The sequence below is a fragment of the Amycolatopsis sp. cmx-4-83 genome, assembly GCF_046548815.1.
Classification (GTDB): Bacteria; Actinomycetota; Actinomycetes; order Mycobacteriales; family Pseudonocardiaceae; genus Amycolatopsis; species Amycolatopsis pretoriensis_A.
Genome location: NZ_JAEBEF010000005.1, coordinates 611,786 through 633,789 on the forward strand (window position 1 = coordinate 611,786; position 22,004 = coordinate 633,789).

General features: G+C 72.2%; 19 protein-coding genes. 13 read left to right on the forward strand and 6 right to left on the reverse strand.

Annotated elements, in window-relative coordinates; genetic code table 11:
* Nucleotides 1-6: 6 nt before the first annotated feature.
* Genes ACLJQM_RS18710 through ACLJQM_RS18720 form a run of 3 tightly spaced genes read right to left on the reverse strand, consistent with a single transcriptional unit; the run spans nt 7 to nt 4,319 of the window.
* Nucleotides 7-198, reverse strand: a complete 192-nt coding sequence (locus tag ACLJQM_RS18710; protein ID WP_125312655.1) for a DUF1737 domain-containing protein — start codon at nt 196-198, stop codon at nt 7-9.
* A 21-nt stretch (nt 199-219) separates the two neighbouring features.
* Nucleotides 220-3,171: an AAA family ATPase gene (locus tag ACLJQM_RS18715; protein WP_410632150.1), complete on the reverse strand. Its 2,952-nt coding sequence runs from the start codon at nt 3,169-3,171 to the stop codon at nt 220-222.
* Nucleotides 3,168-4,319 carry an exonuclease SbcCD subunit D gene (locus ACLJQM_RS18720; protein ID WP_410632151.1) on the reverse strand — a complete coding sequence of 384 codons (1,152 nt, stop codon included), beginning with the start codon at nt 4,317-4,319 and terminating at the stop codon, nt 3,168-3,170. The genes ACLJQM_RS18715 and ACLJQM_RS18720 overlap by 4 nt, the downstream gene beginning before the upstream one ends.
* Nucleotides 4,320-4,541: 222 nt before the next feature.
* Between ACLJQM_RS18720 and rmuC the strand changes: the two genes are divergently transcribed.
* Nucleotides 4,542-5,456: a DNA recombination protein RmuC gene (gene rmuC, locus ACLJQM_RS18725; protein WP_247018750.1), complete on the forward strand. Its 915-nt coding sequence runs from the start codon at nt 4,542-4,544 to the stop codon at nt 5,454-5,456.
* Nucleotides 5,457-6,363: 907 nt separating this feature from the next.
* Nucleotides 6,364-7,224: a DUF6542 domain-containing protein gene (locus ACLJQM_RS18730; RefSeq protein WP_247018748.1), complete on the forward strand. Its 861-nt coding sequence runs from the start codon at nt 6,364-6,366 to the stop codon at nt 7,222-7,224.
* Between the two features lie 59 nt (nt 7,225-7,283).
* Here ACLJQM_RS18730 and ACLJQM_RS18735 read toward each other — a convergent pair whose 3' ends face one another.
* Nucleotides 7,284-8,279, reverse strand: a complete 996-nt coding sequence (locus ACLJQM_RS18735) for a 4-hydroxy-3-methylbut-2-enyl diphosphate reductase (RefSeq protein ID WP_360764856.1) — start codon at nt 8,277-8,279, stop codon at nt 7,284-7,286.
* A 151-nt stretch (nt 8,280-8,430) separates the two neighbouring features.
* Here ACLJQM_RS18735 and ACLJQM_RS18740 point away from each other — a divergent pair, with 151 nt between their 5' ends.
* The 6 genes from ACLJQM_RS18740 (at nt 8,431) to ACLJQM_RS18765 (ending at nt 12,914) form a co-directional block, all read left to right on the forward strand.
* Nucleotides 8,431-9,162 (forward strand): lipid droplet-associated protein, encoded by a 732-nt coding sequence (locus ACLJQM_RS18740; RefSeq protein WP_410632152.1) that lies wholly within the window; start codon nt 8,431-8,433, stop codon nt 9,160-9,162.
* Entirely contained in the window at nt 9,159-10,394 is a 1,236-nt protein-coding gene (gene xseA / locus ACLJQM_RS18745; protein WP_410632153.1) for an exodeoxyribonuclease VII large subunit, read from the forward strand. The genes ACLJQM_RS18740 and xseA overlap by 4 nt, the downstream gene beginning before the upstream one ends.
* Complete coding sequence (locus ACLJQM_RS18750) at nt 10,391-10,789, forward strand: hypothetical protein (protein ID WP_247018740.1); 399 nt, start codon at nt 10,391-10,393, stop codon at nt 10,787-10,789. The genes xseA and ACLJQM_RS18750 overlap by 4 nt, the downstream gene beginning before the upstream one ends.
* The gene (locus tag ACLJQM_RS18755) at nt 10,786-11,022 is read left to right on the forward strand and encodes an exodeoxyribonuclease VII small subunit (protein ID WP_360764847.1); all 237 of its coding nucleotides are present in this window, start codon (nt 10,786-10,788) and stop codon (nt 11,020-11,022) included. Before ACLJQM_RS18750 ends, ACLJQM_RS18755 begins: the two co-directional genes overlap by 4 nt.
* An 84-nt stretch (nt 11,023-11,106) precedes the next feature.
* Nucleotides 11,107-12,156: a class II fructose-bisphosphatase gene (gene glpX / locus ACLJQM_RS18760; protein ID WP_247018730.1), complete on the forward strand. Its 1,050-nt coding sequence runs from the start codon at nt 11,107-11,109 to the stop codon at nt 12,154-12,156.
* An 8-nt stretch (nt 12,157-12,164) separates the two neighbouring features.
* A complete protein-coding gene (locus ACLJQM_RS18765; RefSeq protein WP_410632154.1) occupies nt 12,165-12,914 on the forward strand; it encodes a S1 family peptidase in 750 nt (249 codons plus the stop codon).
* A 1-nt stretch (nt 12,915) separates the two neighbouring features.
* On the opposite strand, the gene ACLJQM_RS18770 is transcribed toward ACLJQM_RS18765, so the two are convergent.
* Nucleotides 12,916-13,905, reverse strand: a complete 990-nt coding sequence (locus tag ACLJQM_RS18770) for an NAD(P)/FAD-dependent oxidoreductase (protein ID WP_410632155.1) — start codon at nt 13,903-13,905, stop codon at nt 12,916-12,918.
* A gap of 77 nt (nt 13,906-13,982) precedes the next feature.
* Between ACLJQM_RS18770 and ACLJQM_RS18775 the strand changes: the two genes are divergently transcribed.
* Both ACLJQM_RS18775 and ACLJQM_RS18780 read left to right on the forward strand, forming a co-directional pair.
* On the forward strand, nt 13,983-14,606 hold the full coding sequence (locus ACLJQM_RS18775) for a hypothetical protein (protein WP_410632156.1): 624 nt from the start codon (nt 13,983-13,985) through the stop codon (nt 14,604-14,606).
* A gap of 325 nt (nt 14,607-14,931) precedes the next feature.
* On the forward strand, nt 14,932-16,329 hold the full coding sequence (locus tag ACLJQM_RS18780; RefSeq protein WP_360764834.1) for a class II fumarate hydratase: 1,398 nt from the start codon (nt 14,932-14,934) through the stop codon (nt 16,327-16,329).
* A 1-nt stretch (nt 16,330) separates the two neighbouring features.
* Here ACLJQM_RS18780 and ACLJQM_RS18785 read toward each other — a convergent pair whose 3' ends face one another.
* A complete protein-coding gene (locus tag ACLJQM_RS18785; RefSeq protein ID WP_247018725.1) occupies nt 16,331-17,356 on the reverse strand; it encodes an aldo/keto reductase in 1,026 nt (341 codons plus the stop codon).
* A gap of 100 nt (nt 17,357-17,456) precedes the next feature.
* Here ACLJQM_RS18785 and ACLJQM_RS18790 point away from each other — a divergent pair, with 100 nt between their 5' ends.
* From ACLJQM_RS18790 to ACLJQM_RS18800, 3 genes are read left to right on the forward strand one after another with little or no spacing between them, the layout of a single operon-like run.
* Entirely contained in the window at nt 17,457-18,320 is an 864-nt protein-coding gene (locus tag ACLJQM_RS18790; protein ID WP_410632157.1) for a helix-turn-helix domain-containing protein, read from the forward strand.
* Between the two features lie 35 nt (nt 18,321-18,355).
* The gene (locus tag ACLJQM_RS18795; RefSeq protein ID WP_410632158.1) at nt 18,356-20,050 is read left to right on the forward strand and encodes a PstS family phosphate ABC transporter substrate-binding protein; all 1,695 of its coding nucleotides are present in this window, start codon (nt 18,356-18,358) and stop codon (nt 20,048-20,050) included.
* 40 nt (nt 20,051-20,090) lie between these two features.
* Nucleotides 20,091-21,623: an ATP-dependent DNA ligase gene (locus ACLJQM_RS18800; protein ID WP_410632159.1), complete on the forward strand. Its 1,533-nt coding sequence runs from the start codon at nt 20,091-20,093 to the stop codon at nt 21,621-21,623.
* Nucleotides 21,624-22,004 lie beyond the last annotated feature (381 nt).

Here is a 22,004-nt window from a genome sequence, read left to right on the forward strand (position 1 = left end):
GCCGCGTCAGCCCTGCTCGCCCTGCCACAGCAGGGCCTGGGCCACGATCACCTGGTCGCCGTCGAACGTCGCGGCCGGCGAGCCGTGCAGGCGGTAGCCGAGCTCCAGTGCCTCGCTGACGCGGTGGCAGAACTTCGCGTCGTCGGGGCCGGTGAGCAGGCGGTAGCGGGGCAGGCCGTTCGGCGGCTGGTCCGTCATGGCTTCATCTTGTCCGAGCGATCAGCCGGCGCGCACCTCCAATGTCGAGCCCGTGCGGGACTTGCGGACCCGCAGCCGAGTCGGGATGCGCTGCCGCAGCTCCTCGACGTGGGACACGAGGCCCACCACCCGGCCGCCGGCGCGGAGCTCGTCGAGGATGTTCATCACGACGTCGAGCGTTTCGGCGTCCAGGGTGCCGAAGCCCTCGTCGACGAACAGCGTGTCCAGCAGCGCGCCGCCGGTCTCCCCCGCGACGACGTCGGCGAGCCCCAGCGCGAGGGCCAGCGACGCGAGGAAGGATTCGCCGCCGGACAGCGTCTTCGCCGGGCGGATGGTGCCCGAGTAGTCGTCCAGCACGTCGATGCCGAGCCCGCCGCGGGTGCCGCGCGCGCCGGCCGCGTCCGAGTGCACGAACGAGTAGCGCCCCTGGCTCATGGTGCGCAGCCGGTGCGTGGCCGCGACCGCCACCTCTTCCAGCCGCGCCGCCAGCACGTACGACCGCAGCGACATCTTCCGGCTGTTCTGCGCGCGCCCGTTGACGACCTCCGCCAGCGCCCGCAGTTCGGCGTACGCCGCTTCGGCCGGCGCCAGCCCGGCGAGCGCCTTCCGCAGCAGGCCGGCCAGCCTCGTCAGCTCCTCGTGCTGCGCGGCGGCCACTCGCAGCGCCGCGTACGCCGAGTCGGCCCGCGCCCGCGCCAGTTCGGCCGCGTCGGCCGCGCGGTCGACGTCCGCGACGTCGTCCGGCGAGATCCCGAACAGGTCCGGCTCGGACAGCAGCGCCCGTGCCCCGGCCGCGGTCGCCTCGGCTTCGGCGATGCCCTGTTCGAGCTTCTCGATCTGCTCGTCCGGCAGCATCGCGGCCCGCGCCTTCTTCAGCGACGTGAACCCCTTCGCCGTGACTGCCGCTTCGACCAGCGTGCGTTGCTCGGCCACCCGTTCCCGGGCGCCGGTGACCGCCGTCCGGGCCTCGGCGACCGCCTCGAGAGCCTCCGCCAGGCCGATCAGGTGCCCGCGCCGGGCCGCGACGTCCGCGAACTCGCCGCGTCCGGCGACCAGCCGCCGTTCGCGCTCGGCCAGCCGTTCTTCGAGGGCGCGGACGTCGGTCGTCGCCTCGGTCGCCGCCTGCTCGGCCTGACGGCGGCGCTCGGTGCGCGCCTCGAGGTCTCGCTCCAAGAGGACGACCTGCTGCCCCAGTTTCGCCTTGCCGGCCGCTTGCTGCGTCAGCACCGCGACCGTCGACCGGGCTTCCGCCAGCTCGGCGGCGATCGACTCCGCCGTGCGCCCGGCCAGCCGTTCGAGCAAGCCGGCCAGCCGCGCCTTCGCCTCTTCGAGCGCGACCACGACCCGCTGCCGTATCGCGTCCGCCGCCTGCTCGGCTTCTTCGGCGGCCCGCTCCTCGGCCGGGTCGACCAGCTCGGCGTCCCGGTTCGCCGGCGACGGGTGCTCGGCCGACCCGCACACCGGGCACGGCGCACCCTCCGGCAACGCCGCGGCCAGCTCGGCCGCCATCCCGTCGAGCCGCCGCTCGCGCAGGTCGAGCCGCCGCTGCCGCGCCGCTTGGTGCGTGTCGATCACCTCGCGCAGCTTCGCCTCGCCGCGTCCGACTTTCGCTTGCGCCTCGGGCAGATCGGCCGCGTCACGCGCCGCCGCCGCCAGCTCCTCGACCTTGGCGCGGGCCCCGTCGAGCTTGGCTTCCGCCTCGGCCGCTTCGAGGGCGTCCGCCCGCAGCTTGGCCAGCTGGCCGGGGATCGCGGCCAGCTCGGCGGTCAGCTGCTCGGCCTGCTGCCGGGCCGTGACGGCGGCCAGCTTCCGGTCGTCGCGCCGCATCACGTCGATCTGCTGCTGCTCGGCTTCGGCGACCAGCTCGGCGACCGCGCCGGCCTCTTCCCGCGCGGTGGCCGCCCGCGCCTTCAGGTCACCGGTCGCGCGGGTGCCGAACTCCCGCAGGTGCCCACCGCACGCCTTCTCCGCCTGCTCGGCTTCGGCGAGTTCGGCGGCCCGGCGGTCCAGCAGGTCGGCTTCGACGGCGACCCCGGCCGCCCGCCGCGCGGCCGCGACCTCCTGCGCCCACTCGGCCCGCTGCGGCGCCTGCTCGGTGATCTCCAGGAGCCGCAGGTGCGCGGTGCGGACGCGCCGGATCTTCTCCGCGCCCGCGCGCTCTTCCTGCAGGTAGACGTCCGCGCGCTGGGCGGCCGCCCGCGCGCGTTCCTCCTCGGCCGTGACCTGCCCGACGCGTTCGCCCGAGGCGGCGAGCACGCCGGCGACCCACTCGGCGACGTCGGTCTCCGGTGGATCCTGCTGGGCCTCCTGCGCGTACCGGGCCAGCAGCTCCCGCACGTCCTGCTGCCGTTTTTCCAGCTCGCGGCCGCGCTCGGCCCGCAGGTCGGCGAACCAGCGTTCGACGTCGGCGAAGCGCTCGGTGCCGAAGAGCCGCTCGAGGAGCTTCTCGCGCTCGGCGGTGTCCGACCGCAGGAACCGGGCGAACTCGCCCTGCGGCAGCAGCACCACCTGGAAGAATTGCGCCGCGGTCATCCCGAGCAGCCGCTCGACTGTGCGCGCGACCTCCTCGATCCGGATCAGGCCCTCGGGGGCCAGGCCGGCGGGCGCGGTGCCGATCCAGCTCAGCGAAACCCGGGCCTGCTGGGTGGTCGTGCCCTCGCCGCGCCGCTTCGGCCGCTGGTACTCCGGGTTGCGCACGATCTTCAGCCGGTGCCCCTGCACGGTGAGCTCCAGCGCGACCTCGGTGACCTGGTCGGAATCGGCGAGGTCGCAGCGCAGCCGCTTGGCTTCGTTGCGGGCGCCGGGGACCACGCCGAACAACGCGAACGCGATCGCGTCGAGCAGCGTGGTCTTGCCCGCCCCGGTTTCGCCGTGCAGGAGGAAGAGACCGTCGGCGCCGAGCACGTCGAAGTCGACCACTTCGCGTGCGCAGTACGGCCCGAAGGCTTCGACCTCCAGCCTGTGCAGCCTCATTTCGCGAGGGCCCCCCGGTCGGCCGCTTCCAGTGCCTTGAAGAGGAGCTGCTCTTCGCTCTCGGTCGGCGGGGCGCCGCGGCAGTCGTCGAGGAAGCTGCGCGAGATCTCGATGTCGGACCGGCCGCGGACGGCTTCGGAATAGCGCAGCGGGGCGCCGTCGTGGCCGCCCGCGGGCTCCCACTCCAGGTGCACCGCGTACGGGAACCGCTCGCGCAGGCGCCGCATCGCGTCCACCGGGCGGACCCGGTCGGTGACCGTGACCGAGAGGAAGTGGCCGAGGTGGACCTCGTGCGCCGGGTCGTGCAGGAGGTCCTCGATCTCGCCGCTGATCGTGGCGAGCGCCCGGGGCACCGGCAGCTCGTGCCGGCGCACCTCGCCGAGGCCACCGGCGTCCACGTCGACCAGCCAGACCGATTTCCGTTGACGCGCTTCGGAAAACGAGTACGCCAGCGGGCTGCCGGAGTAGCGGAGGTGCTCGGCGAGCGTCTGCGGGCCGTGGAGGTGGCCGAGGGCCACGTAGTCGACGCCGTCGAAGACCGAGCCGGGCACCTGCTCGACGCCGCCGACCGCGATCGTCCGCTCGGACTCGGTCGGCTCGCCGCCGGTGACGAACGCGTGCGCGAGCACGACCGACTGCACGCCCGGCCGGGTGGCGAGGTCCGCGCGGATCCGGCGCATGGCCTCGGTGAGCACGCCGGTGTGGCCGCGCGCCTCCGGCACGCCCAGCGCGTGGCGCGCCGGTTCCGGTTCCAGGTAAGGGATGCCGTAGACGGCGACCGGGCCGTGGTCGTCGTCGAGCAGCACCGGTTCGGCCAGCCCGCCGACGGTGGTGCGCAGGTGCAGGCCGCCCGCCGCGGCGAACTCCGCGAAGGCGCCGAGCCGGGGCGCGGAGTCGTGGTTTCCGGGCGTGACGATCAGCTGGGCGCCGGCCGCGCGGATCCGGGCGACGGCCGCGGTGGCCACCCGGACCGCCTCGGCGGAGGGCACCGCGCGGTCGTAGACGTCGCCTGCCACCAGGACGGCGTCGATCGCCTCGCCGGCCACGAGGTCGGCGAGGTGCCCGAGCACCGCTTCCTGTTCCGCGAGCAGATCGGCGCCGTGGAACGTGCGGCCGATGTGCCAATCGGAGGTGTGCAGGAATCTCACGGAAGCCAAGGTACGACCCGGGTCCGACGAAAACCCGGAGGCTCGCCGCCTGCTCACTCGAACGTGTGTACTAACACGAGAGTGCCGGTTCGGACACGCCCTGCGGGGAATCGAAGTGTTCGCAGGTCAGCTACCCAGAGCGACGGTCCGGGTGCGGTTTTTGTCGGTGGGGTCCGCCATGATGTCCCCGCGGTCCGATTCCGGCCGGAGGGAGGAGACGAAGTGGCGACAGTGCTGACCACCGCGGCGATCGTGCTGGCGGTCCTGCTGCTCGTCGCCGTCGCGGTGCTGTGGCGGCTGTACAACGACGGGATGCGCCGGGCGGACGCGGCGGCCCGGCTGGTGGCGGCCGAGCGCGCGAAGGCGGATCAGCAGCAGCTGGCGCTGCGGCGCTACGAGGTGGCGTTCGCGTCGATCAGCGGGCGCGGCGAGCTGGGCGAGCAGGTGCTGGTCGAGACGGCGCGCGCGCTCGGGCTGCGCGAAGACCTCCACTTCACGCTGCAGACCGACCTGGCGGGCGGCGGCGCGGCGAAACCGGACATGGTGCTGAGCGTCGGCGGCGGCCGCACGGTGCCGGTCGACGCGAAGGCGAGCATGGCGACGTGGTCGGAGGCGATCGAGACCGACGACCCGGACGAGCGGATCGACGCGTTGCGCGCGCACGTCCGTCAGATCCGTTCACGCGCGGCCGAGCTGGCGGGCAAGGGTTACCAGCGCTGGGCGGACGCGATCTACGGCACGATCATGTTCGTCCCCTCGGACGCGGCGGTGGTCGCGGCGATGGACACGGACCCGGAGCTGCTGAGGTGGCTGATCGACCGCCGGGTGTTCCTGTGCGGCCCGACGGGCTTCGGGGTCCTGGCTTCGGCGGCCCTGTTCGCGGCGAGCGACCGGACCCTGGAGGCGGACGTCGAGCAGGTCCGCGCGGGAGCGGCGGCGGCCCACCGGGCGGCCGGCGGCGCGGTGGAGGCGCTGAACCTGTCGAGCACGCACCTGCAGCGGTTCCTGTCGGCCCGGCGGCGGGAGCTGGAGGCGCTGGAAACGTTCCGGGCGACGGTGGCGCCGTTGACGGACGCGTCGGGTAGTCCGGCGCCAGTCCCGACGGTGCGGAAGGGAGACGAACTGGCGGCAAGCTGAGCGACCCGCACCCCGGCGGCGGCCAGGCTGCAGCGGCACGGCACCTGGGGCGGCTTCTACAGGCGGCTACGCGGCCAAGCCAGACGGCGGCGGCACTCCGGGCTCCGCGGCCAGGCAGGCGGCAGCGGCACTCCGGACGCTCCTGCGGCGGCTTCTACAGGCGGCTACGCGGCCAAGCCAGACGGCAGCGGCACTCCGGGCTCCGCGGCCAGGCAGGCGGCAGCGGCACTCCGGACGCTCCTGCGGCGGCTTCTACAGGCGGCTACGCGGCCAAGCCGGACGGCAGCGGCACTCCGGCTCCTGCGGCGAGACCGGTCGCGGCCTTGCGGCGAGGCCGGTTGCGATCGGCGGCGCAGGCCGATGGCGAGCAGCGGCGCAGGCCGGGCGCGCTCTTGCGGCGACGCCGGGCGCGAACAGCAGCGCAGGCGGGCGCGATCGGTAGCGCAGGCCGCCTCGGCCGGCGAGCCTGCGGCCGGCGACGCATGAGCCACCGGCGGCCCGGGGCGACCCGAGCGCATGCCGAGCCGGGCGAGCGGCGGCGCGGGCCCTCGACCACCTGGCCACGCACACGGCGAGCAGCCGCGCGGGCGACGCGATCAGCGGCGCAAGCCACCTCCAGCGGCGGCCAAGCCCGCGCAGGTAGCCACGAGGACCGGCGCCGTACCGCGAGCATGCTCGCGGCCGTCGTGACCAGGCACGATCCGCCGCCGAGTGAGCCCGGGGCAAGTCGCTCGAAGCCGAACCGCGCACCTCCGCACCCCTCGCCTGAGCACTCGTGGCGAAGGTCTCCAGCACCGTTACCGTCCGCTTCGGCCTGGCCTCCGGGTCAGGCCGCCGGGTGGCTTTAGCCCCACGTCGGCGGCGGTGCTGGCAAGATCTTCACAACCACGAGATACGGTGTTGCCCTGTGACCGCGATTCGCGATCGCCAGAGCGATCCAGATGCCGACGACGTCCCTGTTCCGTGGGATGAGCGTCCTGTCGTCGGTTCGAGGCGCGGACTGCCCTGGTGGGCGGCGGTCCTGGTCGGCCTTGTCCTGGCGGTCGTGGGCGCCCTCCTCGGCAAGCCGAGTCAGGCGAACATTCCGGTGGTCTTCGTCGTCTGCTACATCGCCGGGGCCGTGATCGCGGTCTGCGCGGTGCGGCGGCGGGGGCTGTTCGGGCCGATGGTGATGCCGCCGCTCGTGCTGGCCGTCACCGTGCCCGGCGTCATCCTGCTGACCTCGGGTTCGCAGGGTGACGACATGCTGGCGAAGGCCCTCAACATCGGCAGCCCGTTGATCAACAGCTTCCCCATGATGGCCATCACCACCGGCATCACGCTGCTGATCGGCTTCGTCCGCATCTTCCGCGAGCGCGACCCGGACGCCCCGAAGAAGGCCAAGGCCGTCGAGGACGACGACGAGCAACCCCGGCCGAGCCGGCCGCGGCCGGCGAACCGGACCGGTCAGACGCCCGTGCCGCCGCGACGTGGCCGGGACGGGGAACCGCCTCGACGTCCGCGTCCCCCTGCGGAAGGCGAACGCCGGACGCCGCGCCCGCCTGCCGGTGACCCGAACACCCGGGGCGCCCGCAAGCCGCCGCCCGCGAACCGGCGGCCGCGTCCGGACGACGCCGACCCGCGTCGGCGTGAGCCTCGCGGTGATGCTCCGCGACGCCGTCCGCGGCCGCCCGAAGACGGCCGGGACGCTCCGCCGCCTCGACGTCCGTCCGGTGGGCGGGGTGCGCCGCCTCGGCGGAACCGTCCCTGGGACGACGAAGAGCGCTGAAGCAACGAGAACGGCGGTCACCTCCAGCCAGGAGATGACCGCCGTTTCGCGGAGGAACCTCAGACCTTGCGCAGTTCCTTGGGCGGCGCGAAGGTGATCTTCTCGTTCGCCGTCGTCACCTCGTTGACGTCGCCGTAGCCGCGCTCGGCCAGCCAGTCCAGCAGCTGCATGACCAGCTCGTCCGGCACCGACGCACCCGACGTGACGCCCACCGTCGTCACCCCGGACAGCCACGCCTCGTCGACCTCGTGCGCGAAGTCGACCAGGTACGAAGCCCGCGCCCCCGCCTTCAGCGCCACCTCGACCAGGCGCTTCGAGTTGGACGAGTTCGTCGACCCGACCACCAGCACCAGGTCGCATTCGGCGGCCATGGCCTTGACCGCGACCTGGCGGTTCGTCGTCGCGTAGCAGATGTCGTCGCTGGGCGGGTCCGCCAGACCCGGGAAGCGCTCGCGGAGCTGGTCGACGCGCTCCATCGTCTCGTCGACCGACAGCGTCGTCTGGGACAGCCAGATCACCTTCGACGGGTCGCGCACCTCGACCTTGTCGACGTCCTCGGCCTTGTCGACCAGCTGGACCTTGTCCGGCGCCTCGCCGGCCGTGCCCTCGACCTCTTCGTGGCCTTCGTGGCCGATCAGCAGGATGTCGTAGTCGTCGTTCGCGAACCGGTTGACCTCCTTGTGCACCTTCGTGACGAGGGGGCAGGTCGCGTCGATCGTGCGCAGGTTCCGGTCCGCGGCCTCCTGGTGCACCATCGGCGAGACGCCGTGGGCGGAGAACACCACGAGCGCGCCTTCGGGCACCTCGGACGTCTCGTCGACGAAGATCGCGCCGCGCTCGCGCAGCGTCTCGACGACGTGCTTGTTGTGCACGATCTCCTTGCGGACGTACACCGGGGCGCCGTAGACCTCCAGGGCCTTCTCGACGGCGATCACCGCCCGGTCCACGCCGGCGCAGTAACCACGCGGTTTGGCGAGCAGCACCCGCTTGCCGGAGGCGGTTCCGGTGATCGTCGGGGTACCCGCGGGCTCGATTCCGGGACTCGCTGAACTCATGGCACCCAGGGTACGGGCAGCCCGGAGCCGAACTCGAAGTCCCTTTCGGGTGAGCTTCGTCCCCCTTCGGTGCTGTGCCCGGGGTCACGCAACGCGCCCGAACCCACCCGTTCGGTTGGGCAGGATGGCGGACATGGGGCAGGCTAGACGCATGAAGCCATTCCCGCTCCCCCTCCGGGTCGCCGCGGGCCTCGCCGTCTCCACCGCCGAGCGGGTTCGTGAGCTTCCCCGACAGCTCGCCGGACTCCCGGTGACCGTGGTCAGCCAGGTGCTGCAGGCCTCCATGCGCGTCCAGCAGCACGTCACCGAGCTGGCGATCAAGGGCGACAACGCCCTCTCCGGCCTGCGTCCCGTCGAGGACGCGCCCAGCTGGGCGACCTTCGACGAGGACCTCGAAGACGTGCGGCCGAACCTGACGCCGGTCGCCGACGTCCCGGAACCCCGTTCGGAACTCAACGGTCACCCTGGGTCACTTTCCGACCTCGAAGCGGAACTGGGTGATCCGTGGGCCGACGAGGAGCGCGCGCTCGCCGAGGACCACGCCGACGGCGAGAACGACGCCCCGGAGGACAACAAACCGCAGCCCGGCACGCCCAAGATCGACAAGAAGGCCAAGAGCGAGGTTCCGCGGACCAGTGCCGGCGGGTACGAGGGTCCGGCCGGGCTGACCGGCTACGACCAGCTCACCCTCCCGCAGCTGCGGGCCCGGTTGCGCCAGTTCTCGATCCCGCAGCTCGAAACCATCCTCGACTACGAGCGCGCGCACGCCGACCGCTCGTCGTTCACCGGGATGCTGTCCCGCCGGATCGCCAACGCGCGCAAGGCCGAACGAGCCGGGACCGAGCCGCCCGAAGAAACCGGCGACGACGCGGAAGGCCAGTGACCGAAACCGAAGCGAGCACCGCCGAGAAGCCGTGGCCGGTGCGCACGGTCGCGCGCAAGATCGGCGACTGGATCCACCGCCTCGGCGCCGTCTGGGTCGAAGGCCAGGTCACGCAGGTCAGCTCCCGCCCGAACACGCAGACGGCGTTCCTCACCCTGCGCGACCCGTCAGCGGACGTCTCGATGTCGGTGACCTGCCCGAACTGGCTGATCCGCGAGATGGAGCCGCCGCTGCGCGAAGGCGCGAGCGTGGTGGTGCACGCGAAGCCGTCGTTCTTCTTCGGCCGCGGCACCATCAGCCTGCGCGCCGACCAGATCCGCGCGGTCGGCATCGGTGAGCTGCTGGCCCGGATCGAACGCCTCAAGAAGCTGCTGACCGCCGAGGGCCTGTTCTCGGCCCAGCGCAAGCGGCCGATCCCGTTCCTGCCGAAGGGCGTCGGGCTGATCACCGGCCGCGCGTCGGCGGCCGAGCGGGACGTCCTGGCCAACGCGCAGGGGCGGTGGCCGCACGTGCGGATCAAGGTGTTCAACACCGCTGTCCAGGGCTCGCAGGCGGTGCCGCAGGTCATGCGCGCGCTGAAGATGCTGGACGCCGACCCCGAGATCGACGTGATCGTCATCGCCCGCGGCGGCGGCAGCGTCGAGGACCTGCTGCCGTTTTCCGACGAAGCGCTCTGCCGCGCGGTGTCGGCCACCGGCACGCCGGTCGTCAGCGCGATCGGGCACGAGCCGGACACGCCGCTGCTCGACTACGTCGCCGACCTGCGCTGTTCGACGCCGACCGACGCGGGCAAGCGGATCGTCCCGGACCTGCGCGAGGAGACCGAACGCGTCCGGCAGATGCGCGACCGCGGGCGCCGCGCCCTGCACGGCTGGGTCGACACCCAGGCGCGGCTGCTGAACCAGATCCGCAGCCGTCCGGCGCTGGCCGATCCCCTCGGACCGATCCAACGGCGCCAGGACGACGTCGACGTCCACCGCGAGCGCGCGCGCCGAGCCATGCTGACCTTGCTCGCCAAGGACCAGGCCGAAGTCGCCAGCGCGCGGGCCCGGCTCACCGCGCTCGGCCCGGCCGCGACGCTGGCCCGCGGGTACGCGGTCGTGCAGTTCATCGACGCCGAAGGCAACCTCCAGGTACTCCGCTCCGTCTCCGAGGTCGAGGCCGGTGCCCAGCTGCGCGTGCGCGTGGGCGACGGCGCGATCGGCGCGGTGGCGGAAGGGGCACAGGAGTGAGAGCGACGTTCCTCCCGCTCACGGTGGACGCGGCCCGGCGCCTGGGCGCGCGGCCGCTGCTGGACCAGGCGGAGCGCACCGACCGGGCCGCCGCCGAGTGCTGGACGGCGCTGCTCGCCGGCTGCCACAGCGCCGGCCGCCGCGACCTGGGCCCGCAGCTGCGCCGGCTGTCCGAAGCGACGTCGATGCAGGTCGGCTCGCGCTGGTGGTTCGCCGAGGGTGCCGGGCACCGGCGGCGGGTGGCCGGCGCGCAGGAGAACCTCGAAGAGGCGATCGCGGACGGTGACGGCCAGGAGTTCGCGCTGGCGTTCGTCGGGTACGACCACGCCATGGCCAGCGCGGTAGTGTGCGCGAACAGCGTGGAAGCCCGGAAGGTCGGAGAGCACCGAGCGTGAGTGAAGCAGCCAGCGAGGAACTCGGCTACGAGCAGGCCCGCGACCGCCTCGTCGAGGTCGTCCGCGAGCTCGAAGCCGGTGGCCTGTCCCTCGAGCAGTCGCTCGCGTTGTGGGAGAAGGGCGAGAAGCTCGCGAAGGTCTGTGAGCGCCATCTCGAAGGCGCGCGCGAACGCGTCGAAGCTGCTCTGGCGTCCGTGGAGTCTTCGGAGGACGAAACCGGCGACGGTCAGTGACGTTTGCCATGTCTTCGGCATCGGGAAACCGGACAGGGATCTGACAGACTTAGCACCCGCCAGTTCCACGATCCGGGAGGCCTGATGTCCACCGAGCCGCGTCGTCGTGAAGCACCCGACCGCAACCTCGCGATGGAGCTGGTCCGGGTGACCGAAGCCGCCGCCATGGCCGCCGGTCGCTGGGTCGGCCGCGGCGACAAGATCGGCGGGGACGGCGCGGCCGTCGACGCGATGCGCCAGCTGGTGTCGACGGTGTCGATGCGCGGTGTCGTCGTGATCGGCGAGGGCGAGAAGGACGAAGCCCCGATGCTGTTCAACGGCGAAGAGGTCGGCAACGGCGACGGGCCGGACTGCGACGTCGCGGTGGACCCGGTCGACGGCACCACGCTGATGGCCAAGGGCATGCCGAACGCGCTCGCGGTCCTCGCGGTCGCCGAGCGCGGCGCGATGTTCGACCCGTCCGCGGTGTTCTACATGGAGAAGCTGGCCGTCGGGCCGGAGGCGGCGGGCAAGGTCGAGCTCGGCGCGCCGATCGCGGAGAACATCCGCCGCGTGGCCAAGGCGAAGAACAGCAGCGTCGGCGACGTCACCGTGTGCGTCCTCGACCGCCCGCGCCACGAGCAGCTCATCAAGGAGATCCGCGACGCGGGTGCGCGGATCCGGTTCATCTCCGACGGCGACGTCGCGGGCGCGATCGCCGCGGCCCGCCCGACCACCGGCGTCGACATGCTGGTCGGCATCGGCGGCACCCCCGAGGGCATCATCGCCGCCTGCGCGATGAAGTGCCTCGGCGGCGAGCTGCAGGGCCGGCTGTGGCCGAAGGACGACGCCGAGCGCGAGAAGGCCATCGCCGCCGGGCACGACCTCGACCGCGTGCTGCTGAACGACGACCTCGTGACCGGCGACAACGTCTTCTTCTGCGCCACCGGCGTCACCGACGGCGACCTGCTGCGCGGCGTCCACTACCGCGAGGGCGGCGCGACGACGCAGTCCATCGTGATGCGGTCCAAGTCCGGGACCGTCAGAATGATCGACGGTTACCACCGGCTCACCAAGCTCCGGGCGTACTCCTCGGTCAACTTCGACGGCCAGCTGGACGCGCCCGACGACGACGTCGTGCCCCCGCTGCCGTAAGGAGATCCGTGCCCAGGCGACTGCTGGTCCTGCTGGTTCTGGTGTTCGCCCTGGTCCCCGCCACCGCGTCGGCCGAACCCGGCATCGTCGGGGGCGGCGACGCCGGCGAGCCGTACCCGTTCGCGGCGTCGCTGCACTCCTCGAGCGGCAGGCTGTTCTGCGCCGGCGCGCTGATCACCCCCACCTGGGTGGTCACCGCGGCGCACTGCGCGTTCGACAAGTCCCCGGCCGCGGTGTCGGTGCGGGTGGGGACGAACGACTCCGGCGAAGGCGGCGAGGTCGCCAAGCTCGCCGGCATCGTCGTCAACCCGGCCTTCAACACCCAGAGCCCGGCGGGCGACATCGCGCTGCTGCGGCTGACGGCTCCGGTGCAGGCGGCGCCGGTCGGGCTCGCGACGGCGGCGGCACCGGGCACGGCGACCCGGCTCCTCGGCTGGGGCCAGACGTGCCCGAAGCTGAACTGCGGCCAGATCCCGAAGACGCTGCAGCAGCTCGACACGCACATCGTCGAGGGCGCGAAATGCACATCGGTATTCGACGGCACGGCCGAGCTGTGCACGGACAACCCCGGCGGCAAGTCCGGCGCGTGCTTCGGCGACTCCGGCGGTCCCGAAATCGTGCGCGACGGCGACCACTGGTCCCTCGTCGGCGTCACGAGCCGCCCGGGCAACAACGACCCGGAATGCGCGACGGCGCCGTCGATCTACACGTCGGTGGTCGCGTACGCGCCGTGGATCGCGGAGAAGACGAAGGCCTGAACTACTCGGCGTTGCTCGAATGCCCGGGGAACAGGTGGGCGTCCGGGTCGAGCGCGACGGCGATGTTGTTGACGGCCGTCGCGGCCTCGCCGAAGCCGGTCGCGATCAGCTTGACCTTCCCCGGGTACGCGGCGACGTCGCCGGCCGCGTAGACGCGTTCGCGCGCGGTCGCCATCGTCGAGTCGACGGCGATGGCGCGGTGGTCGATCTCCAGCCCCCAGCTCTCGATCGGCCCGAGGTCGGCGGTGAACCCGAGCGCCGCGACGACGGCGTTGGCCGGCAGCCGCTCTTCTTCGGCGCCCTTGACCGCGACGTCGACGGCTTCGAGCGCGCCGTCGGCGTTCTCGACGAACCGCGTGACCTCGGCGTCGGTGATGATCCGGGTCCCGAGCTCGCGCGCCTGCCGGACGATGGACTCGGCGGCGCGGAACTTGGCGCGGCGGTGCACGAGCGTCACACTCGCCGCGACCGGGTGCAGCGCGAGGATCCAGTCGAACGCGGAGTCCCCGCCGCCGACGACCACGACGTGCTGCCCGGCGTGCGCCTGCAGCGCCGGGACGAAGTGGACCATGCCGCGCCCGAGCCAGCCGTCGCCGGCGGGCAGCGGGCGCGGGGTGAACTCGCCGATGCCCGCGGTGATGAGGACGGCGCCGGCCTTGAGGGTCTCGCCGCCGTCCAGCGTCAGTTCGACCTCGTCGCCGACGGTCTCGAGCTTCTCGGCCTTGCGCCCCAGCAGGTACTTCGGCTTGAACGGCGCGGCCTGCTTGACCAGGCCATCGACCAGATCGCGGCCGCGGACCTCGGCGAACCCGCCGACGTCGTAGATCATCTTCTCGGGGTACATCGCGGTGACCTGGCCGCCGGGCTCGGGCAGCGAATCGACCACCGCCATGGAGAGGCCGCGGAACCCGGCGTAGTAGGCGGCGAACAGGCCGGTCGGGCCCGCGCCGATGATCACGAGGTCGTAGGAGTCCCCAGGGACTTCAGTCATGCTCGCTCCAGCCAGTGGTGGATGGCGGTGATCGAGAACACATCCGATCCTAGCCGGATCGGAGTTCACTCGACGTGGTGCGACACCGGCGTCCGGACGACCGGCGGCCACCCTGGGGCGTGCGGCGGACGCTGCTGAGCGGGTTGACCGCGGCCGTCGTGCTGCTCGGCTGGTTCGTGCTCGCGGTCTGGCTCTCGCTGCCGTCGGCGGAAGCGGACGGTCTCGTGTTCTTCGTGGCGGGGTCCTTCGTGCTCCTGCTGGTGCTCGGCCGCTGGCTGGCCCGGACGGGCGCGTTGCTCGTGCTGCTCGGCCTGCTGCCGGCGTACTCCGCGTTCTTCGGCGGCTGGGCGGCGACGGGTGACGAGATCCTGCTCTCGCGGGGCAGGCCGGTCGACGCCGTGGTGGCGGCGGAGACCCCGCACCGCCTCAAGGCCGGCATCGACTACACGTACGACCTGCGGAACCCGGACGGCAGCACCGGCTCACTCGACCCGGGCGTCGACACCCGCCTAAAGGTCGGCAGCCGGGTACCGGTCGTCGAAGATCCCGGCGGCCTCGTCGCGACCCAGCGGGCGGGAAAGCAGGACCCGGCGGTGCCGCTGGTCTTCGCGTGCCTGGGCGTGGGCGGCCTCATCGGTTCGGTGGCCGTGACGGCGACGGCCGGCGAGCGGCGCAGGGTGCGCAACGCCACCACGCGCTGACGGCTTGGTCTCGTCCCCTGCCTTTCGCCCGCTCCGGACGAGACGGCTCGGCCGACGATCCACAGCCTCGTGCGGTTGTGGACAACCCGGCGGCCTGACACCCCCCCAGCGCAAGGCAGACGGCCCGGTCAGAGGTTCGGTACCTTGCCACGCAGAAACCGATCCCGGCTCATGCCTTCCGGAATCCGGTCACGGTTACGTGTGGTCGTGCGTTGCGACTCCTGACCACTCAGGTGGTGCAGCGATCCCTGGAAACCACCCCCGCCGTCGCAGGGTGCGCAACGCCACCACGCGGTAACTCCCGAACAGGTCCAGAATCGGTGTCATGGCTGATCAGGAATACCGGATCGAACACGACACCATGGGCGAGGTCCGCGTGCCTGCCGACGCGCTCTACCGCGCGCAGACCCAGCGGGCCGTCGAGAACTTCCCCATCTCCGGCCGGGGGCTGGAGCGGGCTCAGATCCGTGCGCTCGGCCTGCTCAAGGCCGCCGCCGCGCGCGTGAACCTCAAGCTCGGTGTGCTCGACGCCGATGTCGCGGAGGCCATCGCCGAGGCCGCCGACGAGGTCGCCGAAGGGCTGCACGACGCGCACTTCCCGATCGACGTCTTCCAGACCGGGTCCGGTACCTCGTCGAACATGAACGCCAACGAGGTCATCGCCACGCTCGCCAGCCGGGCCCTCGGCCGGGACGTGCACCCGAACGATCACGTCAACGCGTCGCAGTCCTCGAACGACACCTTCCCGACGACCATCCACGTCGCTGCCACCGAAGCCGTGCTCAAGGACGTCGTCCCGGCGCTCGAACACCTCGCCGGTGCCATCGAGGTCCGTGCCGCCGAGTGGGCCGGCGTCGTGAAGTCCGGGCGCACGCACCTGATGGACGCCGTTCCGATCACCCTCGGCCAGGAAGCCGGCGCCTGGGCTTCGCAGGTCCGCTTCGGCGTCGAACGGCTGAAGTCCGGCCTGCCGCGCCTCGGCGAGCTGCCGATCGGGGGCACGGCCGTCGGGTCGGGCCTCAACGCGCCCGAAGGCTTCGGCTCCAGCGTGGCCGCCGAACTCGCGACCGTGACCGGTCTGCCGCTGACCGAGGCCCGCGACCACTTCGAGGCGCAGGCGACGCAGGACAGCGTCGTCGAGACGTCCGGGCACCTGCGCACGGTCGCCGTGTCGCTCAACAAGATCGCGAACGACCTGCGCTGGCTGGGTTCCGGCCCGCGCACCGGCCTCGCCGAGCTGGCGCTACCCGACCTGCAGCCGGGCTCGTCGATCATGCCGGGCAAGGTGAACCCGGTGATCCCGGAGGCGACGCTGCAGGTCGTCGCGCAGGTGATCGGCAACGACGCGGCCGTCGCGTTCGCGGGCGCCGCGGGCAACTTCCAGCTGAACGTCAACCTGCCGGTGATCGCCCGCAACGTCCTCGAATCGGCGCGCCTGCTCGCGGCCGTCTCGCGGCTGCTGGCGGACAAGGTCTTCGACGGCGTCCAGGCCAACGTCGACCGCGCCCGCACCTACGCCGAAGGTTCGCCGTCGATCGTGACGCCGCTGAACAAGTACATCGGCTACGAAGAAGCCGCCGCGGTCGCGAAGCAGGCGTTGAAGGAGCTGAAGACGATCCGCGAGGTCGTCATCGAGCGCGGGTACGTGCAGGACGGCAAGCTCACCGAAGCCCAGCTCGACGAAGCGCTCGACGTCCTCCGCATGGCCCGCGGCGGCAAGTAGCTCACCGCCGGCGCAGGGTCTTGTCCGCCAGCGACGGCGGGGTGTAGTCCTTCTCCGCCGGGTTCAGGTCCGTGCCCGGCGGGACGATCTCGTCGATCCGGTCCAGCACGTCGCCGTCCAGCACCAGGTCCGCGCCCGCGAGCAGGTCGTCGAGCTGGGCGGGCGTGCGCGGGCCGATGATCGCCGACGTCACGTCCGGGTGGGCGCGGACGAACGCCGTCGCGAGGTGCGTGAGCGGCCGGCCGAGGTCGTCGGCGATCTTCTTGAGCTGCGCGATCGCCTCGAACTTGACGGCGTTCTCCGGCAGCGCCGGGTCGAACTTGTGGATCTGCAACGTCCGGCGGCCTTCGGAAAGGTCCACATCGGACGGTTTCAGGTACTTGCCCGACAGCCAGCCGCTCGCCAGCGGGCTCCACGTCAGCACGCCCATGCCGTACTTCCGCGCGGTCGGCAGCACGGCGGCCTCGATCGCCCGGTTGAAGATCGAGTACGGCGGCTGCTCGGCGCGGAACCGCGCCAGGCCCCGCTTTTCCGCCACCCACTGGGCTTCCACGATCTGCTCGGCCGGGAAGTCCGACGACCCGATCGCGCGCACCTTTCCCGCCCGCACGAAGTCCGTGAGCACCGAAAGCGTCTCCTCGATGTCGGTCGCAGGATCCGGCCGGTGCACCTGGTAGAGGTCGACGTAGTCGGTGTCGAGCCGCCGCAGGCTGTCGTCCAGCGCGCGGGTGAGCCAGCGCCGGGACAGCCCGCCCTGGTTGGGGTCATCGCCCATCCGGAAGAAGCCCTTGGTGGCCAGCACGACGTCGTCGCGGCGGCCCTTCAGCGCCTTCCCCACGATCCGCTCGTTCTCGCCGTGGCTGTACATGTCGGCGGTGTCCCAGAAGTTGACCCCGGCGTCGAGCGCCGTGTGCAGCATCCGGACCCCCTCTTCGTGGTCCGGGTTGCCCCACTGCCCCAGCATCATCGCGCCGAACGCGTACTCGCTGACCGAAATCCCCGTGCCGCCCAGAATTCGTCGTTCCATGCCACCACCCTGCGGCCGGCGGGGACGCCGGACCAGGTCACGCGCAACCTGGGTCCGGCAGTACCAGGCGGGCGGCCGTGAGCCGGGGATACTGGAGGGCATGAGTGACGCAGCCGAGCTCGGCGCCTTCCTGAAGGCGCGCCGCGCCGCACTGGACCCCGCCGACCTGGGCCTGCCGCCCGGGATCACGCAGCGGCGGGTCAAGGGCCTGCGCCGCGAAGAGCTGGCGCAGCTGTCCGGCATCAGCGTCGACTACTACACGCGGCTGGAGCAGGGCCGCGCGAAGAACGTCTCGGACGCCGTCCTCGACGCGCTGGCCCGCGCGCTGCGGCTCAACCCCGGCGAGGAGGCCTACCTGCGCAACCTCGCCGCGCCGAAGCGCCGGGACGAGCGCGCGCCGCAGCGGGTCCGGCCCGAGCTGCAGCAGCTGCTCGACGCCATCGGGACGCCGGCGTTCGTCTTCGGGCGGTACATGGACGTGCTCGCCTGGAACGCCCTCGGCGGCGCCGTCGCGTTCGCCTTCGCCGACCTCGACGAGCGCAACATGCCGAAGCTCGTCTTCACCGACGAACGCGCGAAGCAGCTGCACCCGGAGTACGACGCCGTCTGCCGCGAGCTCGTCGCGAACCTGCGCGCGGAGAGCGGCCGGCACCCCGGCGACCCGCGGTTCGCCCAGCTGATCGGCGAGCTTTCGCTGGCCAGCGAGCAGTTCCGGAAGCTGTGGGCCGAGCACGCCGTGCGGGAGAAGGCGCAGGGGTGGAAGGTGCTGATGAACCCCGTCGTCGGCGAGCTGCGGCTGCGCTACGAGACGCTGCGGCTGCCCCAGGACCCCGACCAGGGCCTGGTCGTCTACCACGCCGAACCGGGGTCGGAGACCGAACGCGCGCTCGGCCTGCTGGCCAGCTGGATCGCCGCCGATGAACGGCCGGTGAACACTCGGTCGTCGCAGCCCCACGCCGGGTGAGCCCTGCCTAGGCTCCTTGTCCTGGGGAGCCGGGGGTGGGGAGCAGCACGGTGGGTGTCGGCGCGACCATGCAGTCCCTCGCCGAGATACTGAGCTCCGACTCCGGCAGCCTCGTCCTCGGCATCGCCGCGCTGGTCGCGATCGCCGCGCCGTTCATCGACCGCTACTTCATCCGGCGACGCCGGCTGACGTTCCGCGTGCTCTACAACTCCAAGATCGGGCTGTCCCCGATCGACCTGCACGACGGCGAGAACGGCTCGGCGCAGGCGGCCCCGCAGCTCGAACAGGTCGGGCGGTTGCTCGATCGGATGAGCATCGTCGTCATCCGGATCCACAACACCGGCGGGTTCGACATCGCGCCCGGCGACTTCGAAATCCCGCTGTCGTTCACCTTCGGCAGCCGGATCGTCTGGGACGCGCGGGTGTCCGACGCGACCGACGACGGCCTGCGCCAGCATGTCCGCGACGGCCTCGAGTTCTTCACGCGCGAGAGCCCGCAACGGCCGGTCGAAGCCGTGCAGCTGTCCCGCGTGCGCGCGTGGCTGCCGAAGCGGTTCGCCGGGCTGACCGCGGCCGAGCCCCCGCCCGAGGCGCCCGAGTGGCACGGCGTGCGGCTGGCGCGGCTTTCCCTGAAGCGCAAGGAGAAGTTCAAGCTCGTCGTCGTCCTGCGCGAATCGGCCGGGCACGACGGCGAGATCAGCAAGGAGATCGAGCACCACGCGCGGCTCGCCGCCGGCCGGATCAAGGACGACCGCAAGCAGCGCCGGTTCGGCTGGCCGGTCATCACGACCGCGGTCGGGGTGCTGCTCACCGGTGCCCTGCTGGCCACGCTGCTCGTGTCCTGGTCGCGACCGGCCGTCTCCGCGCAGTGCGCCACCGGGAAGCTGTCGGTCGAGGGGTCGAGCGCGTTCGTCCCGATCATCGACCGCATCGCCGCCGAGTACCACGGCCAGTGCGACGGCGCCGCGATCACGACCCGCGCGACCGGCAGCGTCACCGGGGTCCGCGCGCTCGCCCCGGTCGACGCGGCGGGCAAGAACGGGCTGGCGGTGCTGTCGGACGGCCGGTCCGGGGAAGCCGGGCCCGACCTCGAGGCGAAGGCCGTCGCGGTGGTCGTCTACAGCCTGGTCGTCAACCGCGCCGCCGGCGTCGACAAGCTGACGACCCAGCAGGTCGAGGACGTCTTCAGCGGCCGCGTGCGGAACTGGGACCAGCTGCGGCCGGGACCGTCGGTGCCGATCGGGATCGTCGGGCGCGGACAGGAGTCCGGCACGCGCAAGACGTTCGAGCAGAAGGTGCTCGGCGGGGCCGAGGACCGGCTGACGTCGGACTCGTGCCGCAAGCCGGAGCGCGACCCGGCCGCGGCGACCACCCGCTGCGAGCGCGGCACGACGGCCGAGGTGCTCACCGAGGTCGCGAACGTGCCGGGCGCGATCGGCTACGCCGACGTCCCGGCGGCCAAAACCGCGGCCGCCCGCGACCAGCAGGTGACGATCGTGCAGCTCGACGGCCACTACCCGGACACCACGACGATCGGTGCCGGCTACCGCTTCTGGACCGTCGAGTACCTCTACACGAAGGGCGTACCGGACGGCGAGAGCGTGCTGAAGCGGTTCCTCGACTACCTGGCGAGCGCGACCGCCCGCGCCGAGCTGCAGGACGCCGGGTACACCCCCTGCGTGACCAGGGACGGCCTGCTCGACCCCCTCTGCACCAGGGGAGACATCTGACCGGACTGAAATTGTCGGTGGTGCGGGTCATGATGTCCGGGTGTTGCTGAGCGAGATAGTCCGGGCGTCCGCCGAGCTGGCGGCGACGAGGTCCAGGAAGGCGAAGATCGCCGTCCTGGCCGCGCTGCTGCGTGCCGCCGAGTTCCCCGAGCTGGCCACGGTGATCGCGTACCTGACCGGGCAGACGGCGCAGGACCGGCTGGGTGCGGGCTGGCGCACCCTGGCCGGGCTCGGCGCGTCGCCCGCGTCGGAGCCCACGATCACGGTGCTGGAGGTGGACGCGGCCTTGACGGAGGCCGCGGGCGTCGCGGCGGGCACGGGCTCGTCGACGCGGCGGCAGGACGTGCTGCGGGCGCTGTTCGTCCGGCTCACCGAGGAGGAGCAGCAGTTCCTATTCCGGCTGGTCACCGGCGAGCTGCGGCAGGGCGCGCTGGAAGGCGTGATGGTCGACGCCGTCGCGGCCGCGGCCGAGGTGCCGGCCGAGGACGTGCGGCGGGCCTTCATGCTGTCCGGGAAACTGGGCACCACCGGGGTCGCGGCGATGACCGGCGGGCAGGCCGCGCTGGCGGAGTTCCGGCTGACGCTGGGCACGCCGGTCAAGCCGATGCTGGCCTCACCGGCGGAGTCGCTGGAGGAGGCCGTCGCCGAGCACGGCGAGGCGATCGTCGAGTACAAGATGGACGGTGCGCGGATCCAGGTGCACCGCCACGGCGACGACGTGCACGTCTGGACGAGGACGCTGCGCGAGATCACCTCCAGCGTGCAGGAGCTGGTCGAGCTCGTGCGGGCGCTGCCGTGCGAATCGGTGGTGCTGGACGGCGAAACGCTCGCCCTGACCGACGCGGGGCGGCCGCGGCCGTTCCAGGACACGATGAGCCGGTTCGGCAGCACGCGCGAGGAACAGGTCAAGGCGCTGCTGCTGCGGCCGTACTTCTTCGACTGCCTGCACCTCGACGGCGTCGACCTGCTGGACGCGCCGCTGTCCGAGCGCAACGCGGCGCTGCGCAAGGTCGCCGGGGCGCACGTGATCCCCGGCGAGGTGGGCGTGGCGGGGGCGGATGCCGTGCTGGAGGCGGCGATGGAGGCCGGGCACGAAGGGGTGATGGTCAAGGACCTGGCGTCGCCGTACGCGGCCGGGCGGCGCGGGCGGGCGTGGCTGAAGGTCAAGCCGGTGCACACGATCGACCTGGTGGTGCTCGCGGCGGAGTGGGGGCACGGCCGGCGCACGGGCAAGCTGTCCAACCTCCACCTGGGCGCCCGCGACCCGGACGGCGGCCCGCCGATCATGGTGGGCAAGACGTTCAAGGGCATGACCGACGAGATCCTCGCGTGGCAGACGACGAGGTTCCAGGAGATCGAGACCCACCGCGACGACTGGACGGTGTACGTGCGGCCCGAGGTGGTGGTGGAGATCGAGCTGGACAGCGCCCAGGTTTCGACGCGCTACCCGGGCGGCCTCGCGCTGCGGTTCGCCCGGGTGGTCCGCTACCGCCCGGACAAGGACCCGGCCGACGCGGACACGATCGACACGGTCCGCGGCCTCCTGCACGGCGACCGGTCGGAAGGGAGCTGACTACGGGCATCCACCCTGCGCATCCGGTGGGCCCACTGGATCCCATGACAGCTCGAATTTCACTCCGCGTCGACGAGGCACTCTTGGATGCCTTCACGATCTCGCCGCCAGGCAGCACCGAGATCGGTCGGACGTGCTTCGGGCAGCACTACTGCAGTACATCCAGCTGAACGCAAACGGCCGGAAAGGCCAGCGAGGGTGGCCCGGGAGCATCAGCTGCTCGCAGAGGACCTCCAGACCGACGTGGACGCGAAAGGAGCTGACTACGAAAGTCTCGATCACGACATCGCGCGTCTTCGGGGTGCTTTCCTCGTAAAAGGAAAGACGAAAGTCGATGTTGCCCCCTCCCGGTTCTGGCCAGAGTGGCTGACGGAGTTTCCT

Coding starts and splice junctions, on each gene's coding strand:
- ACLJQM_RS18710 (WP_125312655.1), bottom strand. CDS start 198: ATGACGGACCAGCCGCCGAACGGCCTGCCCCGCTACCGCCTGCTCACC.
- ACLJQM_RS18715 (WP_410632150.1), bottom strand. CDS start 3,171: ATGAGGCTGCACAGGCTGGAGGTCGAAGCCTTCGGGCCGTACTGCGCA.
- ACLJQM_RS18735 (WP_360764856.1), bottom strand. CDS start 8,279: ATGAGTTCAGCGAGTCCCGGAATCGAGCCCGCGGGTACCCCGACGATC.
- ACLJQM_RS18740 (WP_410632152.1), top strand. CDS start 8,431: ATGAAGCCATTCCCGCTCCCCCTCCGGGTCGCCGCGGGCCTCGCCGTC.
- glpX (WP_247018730.1), top strand. CDS start 11,107: ATGTCCACCGAGCCGCGTCGTCGTGAAGCACCCGACCGCAACCTCGCG.
- ACLJQM_RS18770 (WP_410632155.1), bottom strand. CDS start 13,905: ATGACTGAAGTCCCTGGGGACTCCTACGACCTCGTGATCATCGGCGCG.
- ACLJQM_RS18780 (WP_360764834.1), top strand. CDS start 14,932: ATGGCTGATCAGGAATACCGGATCGAACACGACACCATGGGCGAGGTC.
- ACLJQM_RS18785 (WP_247018725.1), bottom strand. CDS start 17,356: ATGGAACGACGAATTCTGGGCGGCACGGGGATTTCGGTCAGCGAGTAC.
- ACLJQM_RS18790 (WP_410632157.1), top strand. CDS start 17,457: ATGAGTGACGCAGCCGAGCTCGGCGCCTTCCTGAAGGCGCGCCGCGCC.